The sequence below is a fragment of the Tessaracoccus sp. SD287 genome, from assembly GCF_017355265.1.
Lineage (GTDB): Bacteria > Actinomycetota > Actinomycetes > Propionibacteriales > Propionibacteriaceae > Aestuariimicrobium.
In genome coordinates this window covers 12,629-30,468 of record NZ_JADIJQ010000003.1, presented here as the reverse complement: position 1 = coordinate 30,468, position 17,840 = coordinate 12,629, and the positions used below count along the sequence as shown (strand labels likewise).

The window sequence follows — 17,840 nt, the reverse complement described above, 5'->3', positions numbered from 1 at the left end:
TGTTCATGCAAACAATCGTGGTTCATGATGGATGGATGGAACTGCAGCAACTGCGCTACGTCCTGGCCGTCGCCGAGGAGCGGAACTTCACCCGTGCCGCCGAGAGGTGCTTCGTGGTGCAGTCGGCACTGAGCCACCAGATCAAGTCCCTGGAACGCGAACTGGGCATGGACCTGTTCGCGCGCACCAGCCGACGCGTCGAACTCACCCCTGCCGGGGCAGCCTTCCTGCCCGCGGCACGGGCAGCCCTGGACGCGGCCGATCGCGCGATTGCCGATGCCGCAGCCGCGTCCGGTCAGATTCGGGGCACCCTCACGATCGGGCTCATCCCCACGGTGACCGCCCTCGACATCCCGGCGGCGATGGGGGCTTTCCACCGCGCCCACCCGGCGGTGCAGATCAGACTGCGGCAGGGCGACAGCCACGAGTTCATGACGGCCATCGCGCAGGGAGGCATGGACATGGCAGTCCTGGGGCTCACCGAGGCGGATGTCCCGCGGCTGGTGGCGACCCGCGTCCTGGACAGGGAAAGGTTGGTCGCTGTGCTCGGTGTCGGCCACCGTCTCGCCGGACGTCGCAGGCTACGGCTGCAGGACCTGGCCGAGGATGCCTTCGTGGACTTCCCGGCCGGATCGCCGGGACGTGCCCAGTCCGACGTTGCCTTCACCGCGGCGGGGGTGCCGCGACGGGTGGCGTTCGAGGTTGCGAGCACCGACCTGATGCTTGAGCTGGTCAGGAATGACCTCGCAGTCGCCCTGCTGGCGCCTGCGGTCGTTCCCGATGGACAGGATCTGATCAAGGTTCCGGTCGCCGACGGTCCGACCAGGATCGAGTACTTGGCCTGGAGCGACTTCAACCCGAGTCCCGCGTCGCTCGCCTTCCTGGACGTCCTGACGGAACCTAGTGCTCGATCGCGGTCCTCAGTGGGTGCTCCTTGATGAACAACGCCAGCAGCAGCCCGACGAGCATCACCGGCACTCCGTACAGGAACAGCGGCGGCAGCGCCGTGGCGAAGGCATCCGCGATGGCGGCCCTGACCGGCGCCGGCAGCGAGGCCAGCACCTGCGGGGTCAGGGAACGCACCTCGTCGGGGTCGACCCCCGGGGCACCGGACGGGCCGCGCGGCATGGCGGCGAAGGCGTCGGTCAACCGCGAGACGAACAACGACCCGAACACCGCGATCCCCACCGAGGCGCCGATCTGCCGGAAGTAGGCGACTGAACTGGTGGCGACGCCCACGATCCGGTGCGGCACGTCGTTCTGCACGACCAGCACCAGGTTCTGCATCGAGCAGCCAACGCCCAGACCCAGGATGAACATGCCTAGCCCGGTGAACCAGTAGGGCGTCGCGGCGTCGATGGTGGACAGCATGGCCAGCCCCACCGCCCCGATGATCGGGCCCAGGATGAGCCAGAGCTTGTACCGGCCGGTGGCCGAGATGAGGCGACCGGTGCCGATGGTGCTGGTCAGCATCCCGGCCGTCATCGGAATGAGCATCAGCCCCGACATGGTGGCGCTGGCGCCGTCCACCATCTGCAGGTAGGTCGGCAGGTAGGCAATGGTCGAGAACATGGCGATGCCCACGGCCACACCACCCAGTGCCGGCAGGTTGAAGTTGCGCAACCGGAACAGCGACAGCGGCATGATCGGCTCCACTGCCCGGCGCTCGACCAGGACGAACAGGGCGGCGGTGACCACCAGTCCGACCAGCAGTCCGATGATCTGGGGGCTCGCCCAGGCGTAGGTGGTGCCGGCCCAGCTGGTGGCGAACACCGCGGCGGCGCTGAACAACACGATCAGCGCCATGCCTGCCACGTCGACGGGTTGGGTCGAGCGCTCCCGGCGGGGCAGGTGCAATGCGAAGACCACGGTCGCCAGCGCGAGCAGACCCAGCGGAATGTTGATGTAGAAGATCCAGCGCCAGCCGACGCTGTCGGTGAAGAATCCGCCGATCAGGGGGCCGGCGACCGACGACAGCCCGAACACTGCCCCCATCAGCCCCATGTACTTGCCGCGTTCACGCGGGGGGACGAGGTCGGCGATGATCGCCTGGGCGCCGATCATCAGCCCGCCACCGCCCACGCCCTGAATCGCCCGGAAGATGATCAGTTGCACCATGCTGGTGGCCATGCCCGCCAGGATCGAGCCGACCAGGAACGTGACGATGGCGAAGATCAGCACGGGTTTGCGTCCGTACAGGTCGCCGGCCTTGCCGTAGATCGGCAGTCCAATGGTCGCCGCCAGCAGGTAGGCGGTGATCACCCAGGCAATGTGGTCGAGCCCGTTGAGCTCACCGACGATGCTGGGCAGCGCGGTCGAGACGATGGTCTGGTCGAGGGCCGCCAGCAGCATGGACATCAGCAGCCCGACGAAGGCCCAGATGAACAGCCGCCGGTCATGGGCGGCGGTCATGGGCGGCGCCGGGGCTGCCGTGGTGGGTGACGTGCTCATCCGAACCCCTTCAATGGATCGGTGCATCACGATAGTCACCGATCACAACACTGTGATGACAATGGCACAACCGCCGAGCTATTCGGATGCAGCCCTGACTGCGTAGCGGTGCAGCACGACGCCCTGCTCGTAGGTCTGGGACTCCAGCAGGTCGAGGTCGACGGGCTCGATCGGCTCGTCGAACAACGGACGACCGCGTCCCAGGATCACGGGGTGGATGAACAACAGCAGCTCGTCCAGCAGGCCCGCCCTCAGCAGCAGGGTGGCAATCGTGGCGCCGCCGACGCCGATGTCGCCGCTGGATTCGGCCCGCAGCCGCGCCAGCTGTTCGACGGCGTCGTCCTGGGCGCCGATCACCCGGGTGTTGTGGCCGGCGCTGGTGCGGGTGCGGCTGACCAGCACCTTGGGCATCGTTGTCCAGATTTTGCCGTACTCGCGCAGGAAGTCGGGCTGGGACTGGTCGCGGCGGGCCTCGGGCCAGAACGACTCCATCGTCTCGTAGATGACGCGTCCCTCGACCCCCATGGTCAGCTTCGCCGCGCGGGCATTGAACTCCCGATGCAGCGACTCGGTGATCCGCATCCAGTCGCCGCCTCCCTGCTCGTGGGGGTCACGCTCGATCCGCAGGTCCGCGGAGACGTTCATCCAGTAGACGAATCGTGCTGACATGGGAACTCCTGGTGCAGTGGGTCGCCGGCAATGTCACCGCACCCATCCTGCCTTCGCGTGGAGGTGGCGCGCAGCGAAATCAGGCCAATGGCGCGTGCCAGTCACCTGGTCAGTCGATGGTCACCCGCGTTGCCGCCCCCAGTCCCGGTTTCGTCCCGGCGCACGGCCGCCACCGCCGCCCGTCGTAGGATGCCAGCACCAACGACGCGCACTTTTCGTGCAGCACCAAGGAGGACGTGGTGGCCACCAACTTCGTCTGCATCTCGCCGAGCTTCCCCGAGACCAACATGCACTTCTGCACCCACCTGGCCGACGCCGGGGTGCGGGTGCTGGGCATCGGTGATGCACCGTTCCACGAGCTGCCGGCCCCGCTCACCTCGGCGCTGACCGAGTACTACCGCGTCGACAACCTTGAGGACTACGCCGAGGTGTACAAGGCGATGGCGTTCCTGGCCTTTCGCCACGGACGCATCGGATGGGTGGAGTCCAACAACGAGCACTGGCTCGAGACCGACGCCCGGTTGCGCACCGACTTCAACATCACCACCGGCCACACGGTCGACCGGATTGCCTCGATTCGCTCCAAGAGCGCCATGAAGCCCGTCTACCAGGCGGCAGGGGTGCCCACCGCCCGCCAGATCACGGTCACCGATGCCGCCGCGGCCCTGGCCTTCACCGCCGCCGTGGGGCACCCGGTGATCGTGAAGCCCGAGCGTGGCGTTGGTGCCACCGGAACCCGCCGCTTGGACGACGACGCGGCGCTGCTCGCCTTCTTCGACGTGAGGCCGGAGGGGGACTACGTGATGGAGGAGTTCCTCACTGGCGACATCTACTCCTACGACGCGATCCTGGACGCTCGCGGCGAGCCGGTCTTCGAGGCCGCCACCCGCTGGCCACCTTCGATCATGGACGTGGTGCTCGAGGGCCTCGACCTCACCTACCGGGTGCTGGGGGAGGTGCCCGAGCAGTTGCGTGAGCGCGGCCGGCGGACCGCGGCGGCGTTCGGGATGGTGAACCGTTTCGTCCACCTGGAGTTCTTCAAGCTGGACGTCGCCCGCCCCGGTCTGGCCGAGGTGGGGGAGTTCGTCGGGCTGGAGGTCAACATGCGGCCTGCGGGTGGGTTCACCCTGGACATGCTGAACCATGCCCGCAGCGCCGACGTCTACCAGATCTACACCGACCTGGTCACCGGACAGGACACCGGTGCGGCGGCTCGCGGCGCGGTCGACCCGCAGATCTGCGTGTACGCCGGGCGCCGTGACCTGCGACGTTACGCCCTGTCCCGCGAGGAGCTGCTGGAGCGCTACCGCGACGAGTTCATCCGTCACCGCCGCAACCCGGCGATGATGGTGCCGCAGATGGGTGATGAGTTCTTCATCCTGCGCGCCGAGTCGACCGAGCTGGCCGACGCCTTCGTGGCCGATGCCCTGGCCCTGGCGGGTGACCGGGCGTGACCCACGGTTCGTACCACCGCGAGTTCAGCCATGCCCTGGGCCGGGACATGGAGTTCAAGGTTTTTGGCCATGGTGGGCAGCCCTGCCTGGTTTTTCCCACGCAGAACGGACGGTTCTTCGACTACCAGGACCATGGCATGGTCGAGGTGCTACGTCCCTGGCTGGACGCCGGACGGCTGCAACTGTTCTGCCTCGACTCGGTCGACGAGCACTCCTGGTCGGATGTCGGCGGCGACCTCGCGGCCCGGATGGAGCTGCAGGAGCAGTTCCACCGCTACGTCGTCGAGGAGATGGCGCCGCGGGCGCAGTGGTGGTCGCGGACTGACCGGCCCAAGCTCTGGGTCACCGGAAACTCCATGGGCGGGTTCCATGCCGCCATCAGCTTCTTCCGGCGCCCCGACCTGTTCAGCACCATGGTGGTGCTGTCGGGACTGTTCGAGGGCAGCCATTTCGTCGGGGACAACCGCGGGGGACGCGCCCACGACAACTCCCCGGCCTGGTTCGTCGACGCCATGCCCGACGACCATCCCTGGTTGGACCAGTACCGGCAGGGACGCATCGTCGCCGCCGTCGGCCAGGGCGCCTGGGAGGAGGAACTGCTCGCCTCCACCCGGTGGATGGATGAAGTCTTGACCCGGCGCGGGGTGGACCACCAGTTCGAGTACTGGGGTCACGACGTCTCCCACGACTGGCACTGGTGGCACCGGATGATGACCAAGCTGTTCGGCGAACTGATGCCCTGGTGAGTCTTTCGTCAAAGACCCACAGAATCCGCGCCGTGCGCCGCCTGCTTGCTGCTGAAGCCCTCAAAGATCAACTGATCGATCAAACCCTGTCGCGAAAAGGAGGTAAGGTCCAAGTACTCTTTCGCCTTGCGCGCAGCCTGCTCCATCCAGTCCACGTCAATATGCTTGACGGCATAAGCGGCATCGGCGGCAGGGAAACCTTCGAACTCCAACTGCTCTTGCAGGCCAGAGGCTGAGAAGCCCGTAAGTTCCAGGTAGTCGAGCGCCTTCTTCATAGCCTGCTCCTGCGACACGGACACGGCCGCTGGGGCTTTGGTGGCTGGCGGTGCCTGGGTGGTTGCTGGAACTTGAGTGGTGCGTGGTGCCTGGCTCGCAGGCGGCACCGCGCTGGTGGCTGGAGGCGCGGTCGTGGCCACCGCCTGGCTTGTGGTCTTGTTGGACGGTTGCGCTGCCGCTGACGCCGTGGTCGAGGGGGCCGTGATGACTGTGCTCGGCGCGGGAACTGCCGTGTCCACGGAATCCTTGTCGTTCAAGTTCATGGCAGCGATGGCAATAAGTGCCACGCCCGGGATCAAGATCCGCTTCTTCTTGAACCATGGCCGCTTGGGCTTGCTGGAGGCTCGCGGTTGGGGGGTTGGATCTTGACCTGCAGCGGCGTTCACGGGACTGACCCAATGACTTCCGTTCCAAAACTGCCGACTGCCGTCGGGTTGGGTATACCAACCTGCGGGAGCTTGTGGTGACATGACGATTCCCCCTTTGTGCGAGATCAGCGCTGACCTCTACCGTCATCACGTTATCTTGGGGGAATTCCTCGCAGCATCTGGGGTGTGGATTGAGCCGCCGACTCGTGCAGGCAGTGAGCGGGGTGTCGTCGTTGGGCAACTCTTCACAACGACGGCCCACTTGTGATTTCCCACGGGGCATTCGCACTGTGGGTCGAATGCCAAGCCAACATCTCGTCGACAGTCATCTGCTTGGCACCCGGGGGCTGTTTCCGGGCGGCCCGGACGAACGCATCGAGTTCTTGATCTGTGATGAAACTCACTGCAGAAATTCCGTCGTACCCATCTGGGTGGTCGTGCATTGTGAGGAGTCGCCTGTCGCTGCTGAAAGCGCGCGGCTCGCCGTGAGGAGCCTGAGGGTCTGAAGCCAGCCAGACGGCCTCCCGGGCCCACTCGCGTGCGACCAGGAGTCCGTCCTCAAACAGCACGAACCACGTCACCGGTTCCCTCTGACCCGGAAAGGGCGGGAACGTTGCCTCCGGCAACCGTCCTCTCAGTGCGAGGCGGCTGCCAAGAGGATAACCGTCCCGCAGTGTCAGAGCCGTGGAGAAACGTCTTCGCGATCGCACGGCCGGCTGGGACGACAGGCACTCAAGGAACAGTTCAACCTCTGCGGCGGACACCCACATGCCCCCCACCTTGATCCCATGGACCCACACCTCAAGCCACTCGAGCACCTGCTTTGCCACCAGTGAGGTGCCCTGGCCCCAACTCAGCGACACGCTCGCTCCGTCGTCCTCAGTGACTGTTACGTGCACACCGGGTTCGGAGCGGTGTGCGAGGAGCTTGAGTCTGTCGTCCATGCCGAAAGCCTATGTGCGCAGCAACTCCATCAGCGTCTCGGCCTCCTCCGCGCACACTCCACAGGCCGCCAGGTGCACCTGCATGGCGACGTCCCGGTAGCCGGGGTCGCCCACGACCCGTTCGGCGTACTCGTCGATGCGCTCGAAGCACTCGTCGCACGACAGGTAGGGCGCGGTGTTCGCCAGCAGGCTCGCCGCGACCTCGGCACTCAGATGGGGATGGGCGGTCATGGTGTGCTCCGGCGAGGAAGGTGATCGAGGAAGCCGCGGTCGGCCAGCGAGGTGCGCAGCCGCCGCCGGGCATCGTGCAGGGTCTTGTACAGGGCGTTGCGGGTGGTCCCCAGACGGTCGGCCAGCACGTCGATGGGGACCTCCTCGACCAGCAGCGCCAAGGTCACCTGTCGCTGGTGCGGGGTCAAGTCCTCGGCGATGGCCGAGGACAGGGCGCGGGACAGGTCACGCGCCTCCGCCTCAGCGCCGGGTGTCGCCGCTGTCGCCACCACCGTCAGGGTCTCCGGCAACGGCACCTCACGATGACGCCAGGCCTGACGTCGCACCGCCACGCCGGCGTGCAGCACACCGAACTTGTACACCCAGGTGGTGAACCGGCTGCGTCCCTGGAAGGTGTCCAGCTTGCCGAGCACCGAGACCAGGGCGTCGTCGGCGGCCTGCTGGGCCAGGTCCTCCAGCTCCCGTGTGCCGGCGCCCGGCAGTTGGTCGCGCAGCCGGTAGACCTGGTGTCGCGCTGCCCGGACCAGCAGCGCGTGCAGGTTCTGGACCGCCGCCTGCCCGCCCGGCCCGGGGTCGGTGAGGTCCTCGATCCACGACTCATCGGGCGTCCGGGTGGACGCGTCAGGGCTCGGCGGCTGCACGAGCGTCATCATCGCACCCCAGTCGGCGCGGTGGACAGTACTCGGGCGACACGTGGTGGCGGCCAACGCTGTTCCCATGACCCTTGGTGTCCTGCGCGAGCGGCCCTCTTACCCCGCCGCCCTGCTTTCGAGGCCCTTTTCAACACACTCGGCACGGTCGCGGTAAGAACCTCGTGCCGGGCGACACCAATGGGTATGAGCACCACGATCCGTGACACGGCGCACCGTTTCCGTCCCCTGGTCGCCCCGAGCCGACCCCACGTCGATCCGGTCGCGGCCGAGCGGGCCGCGACCGACCTGATGCGGGCCCTGGGCATGGACCTCACCGATGAGAGCCTGGTCGACACCCCCCGCCGGATGTCGCAGGCACTGATCGAGATGACCAGTGGCCCGAGCTTCGAGTTGACCACCTTTCCCAATGACGAGGGTTACGACGAGATGGTGATGGTCACCGACATCACGGTGCAGTCGCTGTGCGAGCACCACCTGTTGCCGTTCGTGGGCGTGGCCCACATCGGCTACCTGCCCAGCGAGCGCATCCTGGGGTTGTCGAAGTTCGCCCGCATGGTCGAGTTGCATGCCCGCCGACCGCAAACCCAGGAGCGCCTGACCAAGCGCATCGCCGACCACCTGCAGACCGCCCTGGCACCACATGGCGTCGGCGTGGTCATCGAGGCCAGGCACAGCTGCATGAGCCTGCGCGGCGCCCGCACCCCCCACGCCCTCACCTCCACCTCGGCAATGTTCGGCCGCATGCGCGATGACGCCCGCAGCCGCGCCGAGTTCCTCGCCCTGACCAGGAGCACACGATGACCACGCCACAACAGCACCGCACCCCGGACGACGTCACCCGTATCGCCATCGTCGGTGCGTCCCTGGCCGGGGCCAATGCCGCCGAGGCACTGCGCGCAAGCGGGTACACCGGCGCACTCGTCCTGATCGGCGACGAGGCACAGCCGCCCTACGAGCGTCCGCCGCTGTCCAAGCAGATCCAGCTCGGCGCCGCCACCCCGGACTCCGCCTACCTGCACCCCCTCGACTGGTACGCCGAGCACGACATCGAACTGCTCACCGGTCAGCCAGCCGCCGACCTGGACACGACGGCGCGCACCCTCAGGGTGGGCAACCGCACCGTCGGCTACGACCGGTTGCTGCTCGCCACCGGATCACGACCCCGCCGCTTCGCCATGGCCGACCAGTCAGGTGCTGAGGTCATCTACCTGCGCACCCTCGAGGACGCCCTGGCCCTCAAGGCCCGGCTCAGCCAGCGGCTGTTCATCGTCGGCGCCGGCTGGATCGGTCTGGAGGTGGCGGCCGCCGCCCGGGCCGCGGGTGGGACGGTGACGGTCGTCGAAGCCGCACCGATGCCGTTGGCGCGGGTGCTGGGCGACGAGGTTGCGCAGGTCTTCGCCGACCTGCACCGTCAGCACGGCGTCGACCTGCGCACCAGCACCACCCTCGAGCAGGTCACGCACCAGGGCGGGCAGACGACCGTCCGGCTCTCCGACGGCACCACGGTGAGCGCCGACGTGCTGCTGGTGGGCATCGGCGCCGAGCCGAACTCCGACCTGGCCGCCGCCGCCGGGCTGGCGTGCGACAACGGGGTGCTGGTCGATGCCCAGCTGCGCACCAGTGACGCCCATGTCCACGCCGCCGGTGACGTCGCCAACCACGACCATCCGCTGCTAGGACGGCTGCGCGTCGAACACTGGGACAACGCCATCGAGCAGGGCCGACACGCCGCCCGGACCATGCTCGGCGACACCACGGCCTACCAACGCCAGCCGTACTTCTTCACCGACCAGTACGACCTGGGCATGGAGTACGTCGGTCACGTGGGACGCGACGGCTATGACCAGGTCCGCATCCGGGGTGACCTCGCGGGCCGGGTGTTCACCGCGTACTGGACGAAGGGGGACCGGGTGCTGGCGGGCATGCATGCCAATGACTGGGATGCCATTGAGGAGGTACGACGCCTGGTCGGTGGGCCGGTGGCCGAACTGCCGACCGGGTGACCTCGTCGATCGGTGCGTGCGCCCGGAAACGACAACTGCCCCAGAAAACGAACAGTTGCCCGGGAAGACGACAGCTGCCCCTGTTCCGAGGCAGGGGCAGCCGTCACCGAGGCGGGCAGGTGCCGGTCGGCCGATCAGAACCCTCCTGACACGCGATGCCCGCGGGCGTAGCGTTGCCCCCATGGCCCGGGCAGGCAGGTGGACGCCCGGCAGGACTGGACCGGAGTGTTTGCGTGACCGACAAGCTCGACGCCAAGGTGGACCGCGACTCCTACCAGGCCAAGCGCGGGCAGTTCCGCATCCTCGAGGTGCCCGTGATGCAGTACCTGATGGTCGACGGGCAGGGCGACCCGAACACGTCGGCGCACTACCGCGAGGCCGTCAACGCGCTCTACCCGGTCGCCTACGCCATGAAGTTCGCCAGCAAGCAGCACCTGGGACGCGACTACGTCGTGCCGCCGCTTGAGGGGCTGTGGTGGGCCCGGGACATGGAGGCATTCACCCTGTCGCGGGACAAGTCCCAGTGGGACTGGACCATGATGATCATGGCCCCGGAGTGGATCGACCGGTCCCACTACGAGCAGGCCCTGGCGAAGGTCGGCGCCAAGGATCCGCCCGTCCGGTTGGGCGAGGTCCGACTCGAGTCCTTGTCGGAGGGGCTGTGCGTGCAGACCCTCCACGTCGGTTCCTACGATGACGAGGCCCCGGTGCTGGCCGCGCTGCACGAGGAGTTCATCCCCGGCAACGGGTTGCAGATGACCGGTAAGCACCATGAGATCTACCTCAGCGACCCCCGCAAGGTCACGGCTGACAAGCTGCGGACGATTCTGCGCCAGCCTGTGCAGCACGCGGCCGCAGCCGAGTGACACGCTGTGCCTCGCACAGACGAAGGTGGGGCCCCAGCAGGCGCTGGAGCCCCACTTCATGGGCAATCTGAGTACCGAGTGATCAGCGAACGCTGACCGGCTCACGGTCCTCGACCGAGGCCAAGGTGTTGGCGCCGTCGTTCGTGCGAGCGGACAGCAGTCCATCCACCGACCACTTGCCGGCGCCCGCCGCGGCGAGCACCAGGGCGGCAGCACCGATGGCGCCGACGAGTTCCCAGCCGTTGTCGCCGACGAACACGCCATTGGTCAGGTGGACCAGGACGGCCGCGACGGCCATCTGGAGGAAGACGATCACGCCGACGATCGGGGTGAACGCGCCGAGAACCAGCAGCACACCACCGAGCAGCTCGACGACGGCGGCCACCGCGGCGGACGCCCCGGGCAGCGGCACACCCATGCCTGCGAATGCCTCTCCGGTGCCGGCGAGGGTCCACTCGGTGAACTTCTGCCATCCGTGGGCGATCAGGATGAACCCGAGGACGACGCGTCCGACCAGAAGGAGGGCGGACTGGACGGTCGGGTTGGGGGTGAGGGTGTTGCGCATGTGGTGCTCCTGTGTGTGGATCTGGGTGATGCGCTCAGGGGCTACATCATTGGTTGTCCATTCAAGTAAAGCACGACATGAGGAGCAGTACAACTTTCAACCACTTGCGCTGGCAGCGGCCACGGGTTCGTCAGGAACCGTGCACGCTCACCTGGGCCGACAACTTGGCGGGGGCCACGAGGCAATAGGACGCCACCATCAGTTCGGTGACCTCCTCCCAGTTGGTGTCATCGTCCAGAACCACACCGATGACGTTCTGGCCCCAGCCGGCCCGGAAGTAGGGCTCGCCCATGTGCTCAAACGCGATAACCTCGTCGGCCTCGCCGCGGAACACGATCCGGAAGCGCTGATCCTCCCCGCCGAACAGGTGCACGATGGTGGCCTGCCGCACCCGCCATCGGACGCCGGTCCAGGCCTCCTCCTCGTATGTCTCGGGAAGCATGTCGAGCGTTGTCCGGAGGCGTTCGACCATGTGTACCGGCAACGCTGGACGGGTGGGCACGGCAGGGTTCCAGTTCAGGGGCGATCGCACACGGTGATGCCCGCCGTGCGCATCGTGCTGATCGCCGTGGCCCGGCTGTCGGGTGAGACCGCGCTGGTCAACGAGTCGATCACTCGCACCTCGAGTCCGAGCCTACGCGCGTCGAGCGCGCTGGCCCTGACGCAGTGGTCAGTGGCGATGCCGACCACGTCCAGGACCGTGATGCCTCGTCCAGTCAGGATGTCAGCCAGCAGGTCGCCGTCGACCGTCCGGCCCTCGAACGCGGAGTAGGCGGGCACGCCCTGTCCCTTGAGCACGTGGACGTCGACGACGCTGGTGTCCAGCGCCGGGTGGTACTCGGCGCCGCTGGACCCCGCGACGCAGTGCGTCGGCCAGGTGTCGACGTAGTCAGGTTCCTGGGCGAAGTGGCCACCGTTGTCGCCCGCGGCGTCGTGCCAGTCGCGGCTGGCCACGACCAGGTCATAGTTGTGGCTGGCAAGGTGCTCGGTGACCGCGACGGCCACCGCCGCACCGCCATCGGTACCCAGTGCACCGCCTTCAGTGAAGTCGTTCTGCACGTCGACGATCAACAGGGCGTCATTCATGCGCCCAGTCTACGAAGGACAGCCTGTGTATTGGTGCTGCTGCGGATCTGGCTCGCTAGGTCGACTGTCCCTCGACGTGGGTGTGCATCCGCTCGCCGTCGCCATTGAAAATGCTGAGCACGTGGGCGGGCCGGCCACCGGTGGCACTCATCGTGTGGGGTGTGCGGGTGTCGAATTCGGCCGCCTCGCCACGGGTCAGGACGATCCGCTGCTCGCCCAACTGCAGCAGCAACCGACCGCTGAGAACGTAGATCCACTCGTACCCGTCGTGCACCCGCAGCCGTGGCGGCGTGGTGGCCGGCTGGTAGGTGATCCGGTACGTGCTGATCGGAGAGCCCTCCGGTGTCAGCGGAAGGATCGTCATGCCTTCACGGCGTATCTCCGGACGTCGGACCCTGGGGTCGCGCTGTTGGTCAGGCAGCAGGTCGTCGATCCGGATTCCCAGCAGCCGGGTCAACGGCAGTAGCAGCTCCAGACTCGCCTGGCGCTTGCCGGACTCCAGCCGGGACAGGGTGCTGGTCGACATCCGCGCCTGGGCGGCGAGGTCGTCGAGGGTCAGTCCACGGGCGCGGCGGGCCGCGCGAAGCCGCGGGCCGATCTGGGCTAGTTCGTCGGTCATCGGACTACTTGCTGATTCGGCAAGAACAATTGCATGACCCGAGTTTGTCAGTCATCGTGGAGGCATGTCCAATACTTGGGAAGTCATCGTGGTCGGCGGTGGTGTGGCGGGACTGTCAGCCGCACTCATGCTCGGCCGGGCCCGACGACGCGTACTCGTCATCGACGCCGGCGCACCCCGCAACCGGTTCGCCGATGCCATGCACGGTGTCCTCGGCAATGAGGGGGTCAACCCGGCAGACCTGCTGGTCAGCGGCCGACGTGAGGTCGCCCAGTACGGTGTCGAGATCAGAACCGGCAACATCGAACGGGTCACCGAGCAGGACTCAGGCCTGGCGGTGGACCTGCACGACGGCACCCGCCTGTCCGCCCGCGCCCTGGTCGTGGCGTCCGGCATGACCGACGAGTTGCCGGATGTACCGGGGCTGGGGGAGCGCTGGGGCACCACGGTGCTGCACTGCCCCTACTGCCACGGCTGGGAGGTGCACGGACGCCGACTGGGTGTGCTCGGTGTCTCGCCGATGTCGCTGCACCAGGCCCAGTTGATCCGCCAGTGGAGCGAGGACGTCGTGTTGTTCGCGGCTCCGGGCCTGCTGGACGACACCATCGCCGACCGACTCCGCTCCCGGGACGTCCGCATCGTCGGTCCTGCCGTCGAGGTGCTGGGTGAGGGCACCGGCATCACCGGGGTCCGCACGGCCGATGGGCAGGTGGTGGCGGTGGATGCGCTGTTCAGCGCCAGCGTCCCCCGACCGCACGACGACTTCCTCGCCGACCTGGCCCTGGACCGCGTTGACACCCCCGTGGGCAGGTTCCTCGCCGTGGACGCCATGGGCCGGACCAGTTCACCGAGGATCTGGGCTGCCGGCAACGTGGTGAACCCGGCGGCGACGGTGCCAGTCTCAGCGGGGGCCGGCAATAGCGTCGGCGGGGCAGTGAACATGGCACTGGTCAACGAGGACTTCGACCGGGCACTGATCGAAGGGATGGACCGATGAACTCGACGCCCACTGAATTCTGGGAGCAGCGCTACGCCGACTCCGAGCGGGTCTGGTCGGGCCGGGTCAACCCCGTCCTGGCGGACGTGGCCGCCGGTCTGGTGCCCGGGCGGTCCCTTGACCTCGGCTGCGGCGAGGGCGGGGACGTAGTGTGGCTCGCCCGCAACGGATGGCAGGCGACCGGCGTCGACCTGTCTGCCACGGCGGTGTCCCGGGCACGGCAGAGCGCACAGGAGCGGGGACTTGCGGAGCGGACCACCTTCTTGGCCGCCGACCTGGCCGCGTGGACCCCCGACGACGAATACGACCTGGTCAGCGCCTCGTTCCTGCAGTCCTGGCCGGTCGCGATACCCCGTGAGCAGATCCTGCGGCGGGCCACCGGATTCGTCGCCCCGGGCGGCGTGCTGTTGGTCGTCGGGCACGCCTCACCGCCACCGTGGTCCCGCCACGACCACGCCGGGCACGGGGACCACGACGGCCAGACGTTCCCCGCCCCGGACACCGACCTCGCCGCCCTGGGCCTGGACCAGACCCACTGGGAGGTGCTGGCCTGCGAGGTCCGGGAACGCCGGGCCAGCGGTCCGGACGGCACGACCGCGGCGCTGAACGACTCGGTGGTGTTGGTGCGCCGTCGTCGTGTCGACGAAACGTGAGGGCCAACGAAACCTGAGGGTGCTTGGATGGGGACATGACGCCACGCCTGGCGTGGCTGTTCTCGGTGGCTGCCGGAGCCGCCGTCGCCAACCTCTACTGGTCGCAGCCGCTCTTGGCGGCGATCGCCGCCGACTTCGGCATGGCGCCATCCGGCGCCAGTTGGGTGCTGACGCTGGTCCAACTGGGGTACGCCGCCGGCATCCTGCTGCTGCTGCCGCTCGGGGACGTCCTCAACCGACGCCGGATGGTGCCGCTGATGATCGCGGCCTCGGCCCTGGCTCTGGTCGCGGTGGCGATGGCGCCGAGCATGGCTGCGCTGCTGGTGGTGATGGCCGCCCTGGGCGTCACTGCCATTGCCGGGCAACTGCTGGTGCCGCTGGCCGGTGACCTGTCCCCGGACGCGATGCGCGGCGAGTACGTCTCGACCGTCACGGCTGGCATCCTGATCGGAATCCTGCTCTCACGCACCCTGGCCGGCGTGGTGGGTGACCTGGTCGGGTGGCGGGTGGTCTACCTGGTCGCGGCGGTCGTGGCCGTCGTGCTTGCGGTGGTGATGTTCCGCAGCCTGCCGGACCTTCCGCCACGGCAGCGAATGCGGTACCCGGCGCTGATGCGATCGGTGTTGAGCGTCATCATCCGTGAGCGCACGGTGCGCTGGACGATGGCATTGGGCATGCTCGGCTTCGGCACCTTCACCATGTTCTGGACGGCGCTGACGTTCTTGCTCAGCGCCGAGCCCTACTCCTTCGGCCTGACCCAGATCGGTCTGTTCGGTCTGGCCGGGTTGGCCGGGGCGCTGGTGTCGCGGCGGGTCGGTGTGCTGCACGACCGCGGCCATTCGGTGGCTGCCACTGGCGCCCTGTGGCTGCTCGCCCTTCTGGTCTGGGTCGGCGTCGGTTTCGGGGCACGTTCCCTGGCAGTGCTCATCGCGGCCGTCGTGCTCATCGACGTTGCCCTGCAGGGTCAGATGATCCTCAACCAGATCCGCCTGTTCGCTGTCTCCGATGCCGAGCGCAGCCGGCTGAACGCGGTCTTCGTGACCTTCAACTTCGTGGCGGCGGCCGCGGGTTCGGCGGCCGCCGGCGCGCTGTGGGCCTGGTGGGGCTGGACGGCGGTCAGCGTTGCCGGGGCGGCGGGCAGCGTGGCCGCCCTGGTGGTCTGGGCGCTCGGTCGTCGGGGACCGCTGCAGGTGCCGTGACACGCAGCGGGCCGCCGCCACCGACGGTGGCGACGGCCCGAGACCGTTCGATGAGGACAGGTCAGCGAACGCTGACCGGCTCGCGGACCTCTTCAGCCACCGGAGCGGGCTTGCGTGCCTGCAGGGCACCGTCGACGGACCACTTGCCTGCCCCGACCGCGGCCAGGGCAAGTGCCCCGGCACCGATGGCGCCGACCAGTTCCCAACCGTTGTTGGCGACGAACACGCCGCCGGCGAGGTGGACCAGCACCGCGGCGCCGAGCATCTCGAGGAAGACCACAAGACCAACGATGGGGGTGAAGGCGCCCAGGATCAGCAGCACGCCACCGACGAGCTCCACCAGGGCGGCGATGGTGGCCGAGGTGCCCGGCATCGGCACACCCATGGAGGCGAAGGCCTGCCCGGTGCCGGCCAGGGTCCATTCGGTGAACTTCTGCAGTCCATGGGCGATGAGAATGACGCCGAGGATGACGCGGGCGACGAGCAGGGCGCCGGAACGAACAGTCGGGCTGGGGGTGTGGACGAGACGCATGAGTCCTCCTGGAAGTGCTGGTGCCGCCTCGAGGACGGATTTACTTGACTGTTCAATAGAAGCATGGACGCACGCGATTAGTCAAACGTTCAACCATACGAGACCGACGCCCTTCAATGACCGGCCACGTCGCGGACCACGGACCCCAGGACGTCCAGGGCGATGGCCAACTCCTGGGGGGTCACTGAGCCGTAGGCCAGCACCACGCCGGTGCTTCCCGGCGACCTCGTCCATCCCTGCGCCAGGTCGCCCAGCAGCACACCCCGCTCGAGGCAGGCCTGCCGGATGCGGGCCGCCTGCTCAGGTGGAGCCTCCACCACCATCATCCGGCCGTGGTCGACCGACCCCGGAATGGCCTGCAGGCTCGAGGCAACCATGTCCTGGGCAGTCAGGAGTCGCCGACGGGACCGTTGCAGCCGGCGCCGCAACCCGCCCTCGGCCAGGTAGTCGGCCACGGCACGCTGCAGGATCGGCGCCACCGGGCAGCCCAGGTCAGCCCGGACGGCGGTGATCAGGTCGACCAGGGCGTCCGGCAGCAACAGGTAGCCCGTGCCGACGTCACGGGAAAGCATGCCCGAGAAGGTGCCGAGGTGGACCACTGGCGCCCCCGGCACCAGACCGTACAGGGCAGGGGAGGGGGGTCCCACGTAGCGGAACTCGCTGTCGTAGTCGTCCTCGACGACCATCGTTCCCCGGTTCGACGCCCATTCCAGCAGCTCCGTGCGACGGGTGGCCGGCATGGCCGAGCCGAAGGGGAACTGGTGGTTGGGGGTGACCAGGACGACGCCGGGGGCCTCGGCGTCGGAGTCGGTGCCCGGGACGACGAGTCCGTGGTCGTCAACCGGAAGCAGCACGATCTCGATGCCGCGTCGCCTCAGGGTGGCGCGCAGACCCGGGAAGCCGGGGTCCTCCACCCCCACGCGCGGCGGTGCGCCACTGGCGGACAGCGCCGCCAGCAGCAGGGCCAGTCCGTCGCGGGAGCCGGCGGTGATGACGATGCGGGCGGGGTCCACCACCAACCCGCGCATGAGGCGCAGGTGCTCCGAGACGGCCGCGCGCAGGACCATCTCGCCCATGGGGTCGGTGGGCAGGTTGGTGTGGCCGCGTCCCGGGTCGCCGGCACGGCGCCAGGCTGACCGCCACGCCGGGTCGTCCAGCGGAGAGTGGGTGTCATGGCCCGGGGTCAGGTCGAGTCGGGCCAGCGGCTGCGCAGCACTGGGTCGCGCGGCCGACGCGGCGTCGCCCCGGTGTGGGGCGGGGGTGCGCAGATGCGGGTTGACGAAGGTGCCGGAACGCGCCCTGGACAGCAGGTAGCCCTCGGCCAGGAGCTGGTCGTAGGCGGACTCGACCGACCCGCGCGAAACCGACAACCGGCGGGCCAGGACACGACTCGAGGGCATCGGCTCGCCGGGTCTCAGCGCCCCCGAAGCGACGTCGCGCCGGACCGTCGCCGCGATCTGTGAGGGCAGCGATGGGCCCGCGGTGCGGTCCAGGACCGGCACCCAGTTCGGCACGGTGCGTGGCATCC

The 17,840-nt window shown here is 68.2% G+C and carries 21 protein-coding genes; 9 read left to right on the top strand and 12 right to left on the bottom strand.

What is annotated here, in order from left to right; genetic code table 11:
• Nucleotides 1–35 precede the first annotated feature (35 nt).
• Entirely contained in the window at nucleotides 36–938 is a 903-nt protein-coding gene (locus tag IPV09_RS01930) for a LysR family transcriptional regulator (RefSeq protein ID WP_242681110.1), read from the top strand.
• Here IPV09_RS01930 and IPV09_RS01925 read toward each other — a convergent pair.
• Nucleotides 901–2,451, bottom strand: coding sequence for an MDR family MFS transporter (locus IPV09_RS01925; protein WP_207473297.1), 1,551 nt, complete (start codon nucleotides 2,449–2,451; stop codon nucleotides 901–903). The two genes, IPV09_RS01930 and IPV09_RS01925, sit on opposite strands and share 38 nt — an antisense overlap.
• A gap of 78 nt (nucleotides 2,452–2,529) precedes the next feature.
• Nucleotides 2,530–3,120, bottom strand: a complete 591-nt coding sequence (locus IPV09_RS01920; RefSeq protein ID WP_207473295.1) for a dihydrofolate reductase family protein — start codon at nucleotides 3,118–3,120, stop codon at nucleotides 2,530–2,532.
• Nucleotides 3,121–3,359: 239 nt separating this feature from the next.
• Here IPV09_RS01920 and IPV09_RS01915 point away from each other — a divergent pair, with 239 nt between their 5' ends.
• Nucleotides 3,360–4,574, top strand: coding sequence for a hypothetical protein (locus IPV09_RS01915; RefSeq protein ID WP_207473294.1), 1,215 nt, complete (start codon nucleotides 3,360–3,362; stop codon nucleotides 4,572–4,574).
• Complete coding sequence (locus IPV09_RS14075; RefSeq protein ID WP_207473293.1) at nucleotides 4,571–5,320, top strand: alpha/beta hydrolase-fold protein; 750 nt, start codon at nucleotides 4,571–4,573, stop codon at nucleotides 5,318–5,320. The genes IPV09_RS01915 and IPV09_RS14075 overlap by 4 nt, the downstream gene beginning before the upstream one ends.
• An 8-nt stretch (nucleotides 5,321–5,328) precedes the next feature.
• Here the strand turns inward: IPV09_RS14075 and IPV09_RS14535 are convergent, their stop codons facing one another.
• From IPV09_RS14535 to IPV09_RS01890, 4 genes are all read right to left on the bottom strand, one after another.
• Nucleotides 5,329–5,982 (bottom strand): Ltp family lipoprotein, encoded by a 654-nt coding sequence (locus IPV09_RS14535; protein WP_207473292.1) that lies wholly within the window; start codon nucleotides 5,980–5,982, stop codon nucleotides 5,329–5,331.
• 227 nt (nucleotides 5,983–6,209) lie between these two features.
• A complete protein-coding gene (locus IPV09_RS01900) occupies nucleotides 6,210–6,908 on the bottom strand; it encodes a hypothetical protein (protein ID WP_207473291.1) in 699 nt (232 codons plus the stop codon).
• Between the two features lie 9 nt (nucleotides 6,909–6,917).
• On the bottom strand, nucleotides 6,918–7,139 hold the full coding sequence (locus tag IPV09_RS01895) for a hypothetical protein (RefSeq protein WP_207473290.1): 222 nt from the start codon (nucleotides 7,137–7,139) through the stop codon (nucleotides 6,918–6,920).
• Nucleotides 7,136–7,789 (bottom strand): RNA polymerase sigma factor, encoded by a 654-nt coding sequence (locus IPV09_RS01890; RefSeq protein ID WP_207473289.1) that lies wholly within the window; start codon nucleotides 7,787–7,789, stop codon nucleotides 7,136–7,138. Before IPV09_RS01890 ends, IPV09_RS01895 begins: the two co-directional genes overlap by 4 nt.
• A 186-nt stretch (nucleotides 7,790–7,975) precedes the next feature.
• Here IPV09_RS01890 and folE point away from each other — a divergent pair, with 186 nt between their 5' ends.
• The 3 genes from folE to IPV09_RS01875 all read left to right on the top strand — a co-directional run bounded on the left by folE (nucleotide 7,976) and on the right by IPV09_RS01875 (nucleotide 10,661).
• The gene (gene folE, locus IPV09_RS01885) at nucleotides 7,976–8,593 is read left to right on the top strand and encodes a GTP cyclohydrolase I FolE (protein ID WP_242681109.1); all 618 of its coding nucleotides are present in this window, start codon (nucleotides 7,976–7,978) and stop codon (nucleotides 8,591–8,593) included.
• Nucleotides 8,590–9,795, top strand: a complete 1,206-nt coding sequence (locus IPV09_RS01880; RefSeq protein WP_207473285.1) for an NAD(P)/FAD-dependent oxidoreductase — start codon at nucleotides 8,590–8,592, stop codon at nucleotides 9,793–9,795. The genes folE and IPV09_RS01880 overlap by 4 nt, the downstream gene beginning before the upstream one ends.
• Before the next feature lie 233 nt (nucleotides 9,796–10,028).
• A complete protein-coding gene (locus IPV09_RS01875) occupies nucleotides 10,029–10,661 on the top strand; it encodes a GyrI-like domain-containing protein (protein WP_207473284.1) in 633 nt (210 codons plus the stop codon).
• An 82-nt stretch (nucleotides 10,662–10,743) separates the two neighbouring features.
• On the opposite strand, the gene IPV09_RS01870 is transcribed toward IPV09_RS01875, so the two are convergent.
• From IPV09_RS01870 to IPV09_RS01855, 4 genes are all read right to left on the bottom strand, one after another.
• Nucleotides 10,744–11,226, bottom strand: a complete 483-nt coding sequence (locus tag IPV09_RS01870) for a DoxX family protein (RefSeq protein WP_207473283.1) — start codon at nucleotides 11,224–11,226, stop codon at nucleotides 10,744–10,746.
• Nucleotides 11,227–11,356: 130 nt separating this feature from the next.
• The gene (locus tag IPV09_RS01865; RefSeq protein ID WP_242681108.1) at nucleotides 11,357–11,668 is read right to left on the bottom strand and encodes an MmcQ/YjbR family DNA-binding protein; all 312 of its coding nucleotides are present in this window, start codon (nucleotides 11,666–11,668) and stop codon (nucleotides 11,357–11,359) included.
• Nucleotides 11,669–11,742: 74 nt separating this feature from the next.
• Complete coding sequence (locus IPV09_RS01860; RefSeq protein WP_207473281.1) at nucleotides 11,743–12,312, bottom strand: isochorismatase family protein; 570 nt, start codon at nucleotides 12,310–12,312, stop codon at nucleotides 11,743–11,745.
• A 55-nt stretch (nucleotides 12,313–12,367) separates the two neighbouring features.
• Nucleotides 12,368–12,931 carry a helix-turn-helix domain-containing protein gene (locus IPV09_RS01855; RefSeq protein ID WP_207473280.1) on the bottom strand — a complete coding sequence of 188 codons (564 nt, stop codon included), beginning with the start codon at nucleotides 12,929–12,931 and terminating at the stop codon, nucleotides 12,368–12,370.
• A 64-nt stretch (nucleotides 12,932–12,995) separates the two neighbouring features.
• On the opposite strand from IPV09_RS01855, the gene IPV09_RS01850 reads away from it, so the two are divergent.
• The 3 genes from IPV09_RS01850 to IPV09_RS01840 are packed head-to-tail and all read left to right on the top strand — an operon-like array spanning nucleotide 12,996 to nucleotide 15,780.
• Nucleotides 12,996–13,928, top strand: a complete 933-nt coding sequence (locus tag IPV09_RS01850) for an NAD(P)/FAD-dependent oxidoreductase (RefSeq protein WP_207473279.1) — start codon at nucleotides 12,996–12,998, stop codon at nucleotides 13,926–13,928.
• A complete protein-coding gene (locus tag IPV09_RS01845; protein ID WP_207473277.1) occupies nucleotides 13,925–14,581 on the top strand; it encodes a cyclopropane-fatty-acyl-phospholipid synthase family protein in 657 nt (218 codons plus the stop codon). The genes IPV09_RS01850 and IPV09_RS01845 overlap by 4 nt, the downstream gene beginning before the upstream one ends.
• 35 nt (nucleotides 14,582–14,616) lie before the next feature.
• Nucleotides 14,617–15,780 (top strand): MFS transporter, encoded by a 1,164-nt coding sequence (locus IPV09_RS01840; RefSeq protein WP_207473275.1) that lies wholly within the window; start codon nucleotides 14,617–14,619, stop codon nucleotides 15,778–15,780.
• 61 nt (nucleotides 15,781–15,841) lie between these two features.
• Here the strand turns inward: IPV09_RS01840 and IPV09_RS01835 are convergent, their stop codons facing one another.
• Both IPV09_RS01835 and IPV09_RS01830 read right to left on the bottom strand, forming a co-directional pair.
• Nucleotides 15,842–16,312, bottom strand: a complete 471-nt coding sequence (locus IPV09_RS01835; RefSeq protein ID WP_207473273.1) for a DoxX family protein — start codon at nucleotides 16,310–16,312, stop codon at nucleotides 15,842–15,844.
• A gap of 113 nt (nucleotides 16,313–16,425) precedes the next feature.
• Nucleotides 16,426–17,838 (bottom strand): PLP-dependent aminotransferase family protein, encoded by a 1,413-nt coding sequence (locus IPV09_RS01830; protein WP_207473271.1) that lies wholly within the window; start codon nucleotides 17,836–17,838, stop codon nucleotides 16,426–16,428.
• Nucleotides 17,839–17,840 lie beyond the last annotated feature (2 nt).

What these genes read in the sequence shown, in the direction of transcription:
- IPV09_RS01845 (WP_207473277.1), top strand. Translation starts at nt 13,925, where the DNA reads ATGAACTCGACGCCCACTGAATTCTGGGAGCAGCGCTACGCCGACTCC.
- IPV09_RS01880 (WP_207473285.1), top strand. Translation starts at nt 8,590, where the DNA reads ATGACCACGCCACAACAGCACCGCACCCCGGACGACGTCACCCGTATC.
- IPV09_RS01855 (WP_207473280.1), bottom strand. Translation starts at nt 12,931, where the DNA reads ATGACCGACGAACTAGCCCAGATCGGCCCGCGGCTTCGCGCGGCCCGC.
- IPV09_RS01895 (WP_207473290.1), bottom strand. Translation starts at nt 7,139, where the DNA reads ATGACCGCCCATCCCCATCTGAGTGCCGAGGTCGCGGCGAGCCTGCTG.
- IPV09_RS01890 (WP_207473289.1), bottom strand. Translation starts at nt 7,789, where the DNA reads ATGACGCTCGTGCAGCCGCCGAGCCCTGACGCGTCCACCCGGACGCCC.
- IPV09_RS01835 (WP_207473273.1), bottom strand. Translation starts at nt 16,312, where the DNA reads ATGCGTCTCGTCCACACCCCCAGCCCGACTGTTCGTTCCGGCGCCCTG.
- IPV09_RS01850 (WP_207473279.1), top strand. Translation starts at nt 12,996, where the DNA reads ATGTCCAATACTTGGGAAGTCATCGTGGTCGGCGGTGGTGTGGCGGGA.
- IPV09_RS01900 (WP_207473291.1), bottom strand. Translation starts at nt 6,908, where the DNA reads ATGGACGACAGACTCAAGCTCCTCGCACACCGCTCCGAACCCGGTGTG.
- IPV09_RS01925 (WP_207473297.1), bottom strand. Translation starts at nt 2,451, where the DNA reads ATGAGCACGTCACCCACCACGGCAGCCCCGGCGCCGCCCATGACCGCC.
- IPV09_RS01870 (WP_207473283.1), bottom strand. Translation starts at nt 11,226, where the DNA reads ATGCGCAACACCCTCACCCCCAACCCGACCGTCCAGTCCGCCCTCCTT.
- IPV09_RS01840 (WP_207473275.1), top strand. Translation starts at nt 14,617, where the DNA reads ATGACGCCACGCCTGGCGTGGCTGTTCTCGGTGGCTGCCGGAGCCGCC.
- IPV09_RS01860 (WP_207473281.1), bottom strand. Translation starts at nt 12,312, where the DNA reads ATGAATGACGCCCTGTTGATCGTCGACGTGCAGAACGACTTCACTGAA.
- IPV09_RS01920 (WP_207473295.1), bottom strand. Translation starts at nt 3,120, where the DNA reads ATGTCAGCACGATTCGTCTACTGGATGAACGTCTCCGCGGACCTGCGG.
- IPV09_RS01865 (WP_242681108.1), bottom strand. Translation starts at nt 11,668, where the DNA reads ATGCTTCCCGAGACATACGAGGAGGAGGCCTGGACCGGCGTCCGATGG.
- folE (WP_242681109.1), top strand. Translation starts at nt 7,976, where the DNA reads ATGAGCACCACGATCCGTGACACGGCGCACCGTTTCCGTCCCCTGGTC.
- IPV09_RS01930 (WP_242681110.1), top strand. Translation starts at nt 36, where the DNA reads ATGGAACTGCAGCAACTGCGCTACGTCCTGGCCGTCGCCGAGGAGCGG.
- IPV09_RS01830 (WP_207473271.1), bottom strand. Translation starts at nt 17,838, where the DNA reads ATGCCACGCACCGTGCCGAACTGGGTGCCGGTCCTGGACCGCACCGCG.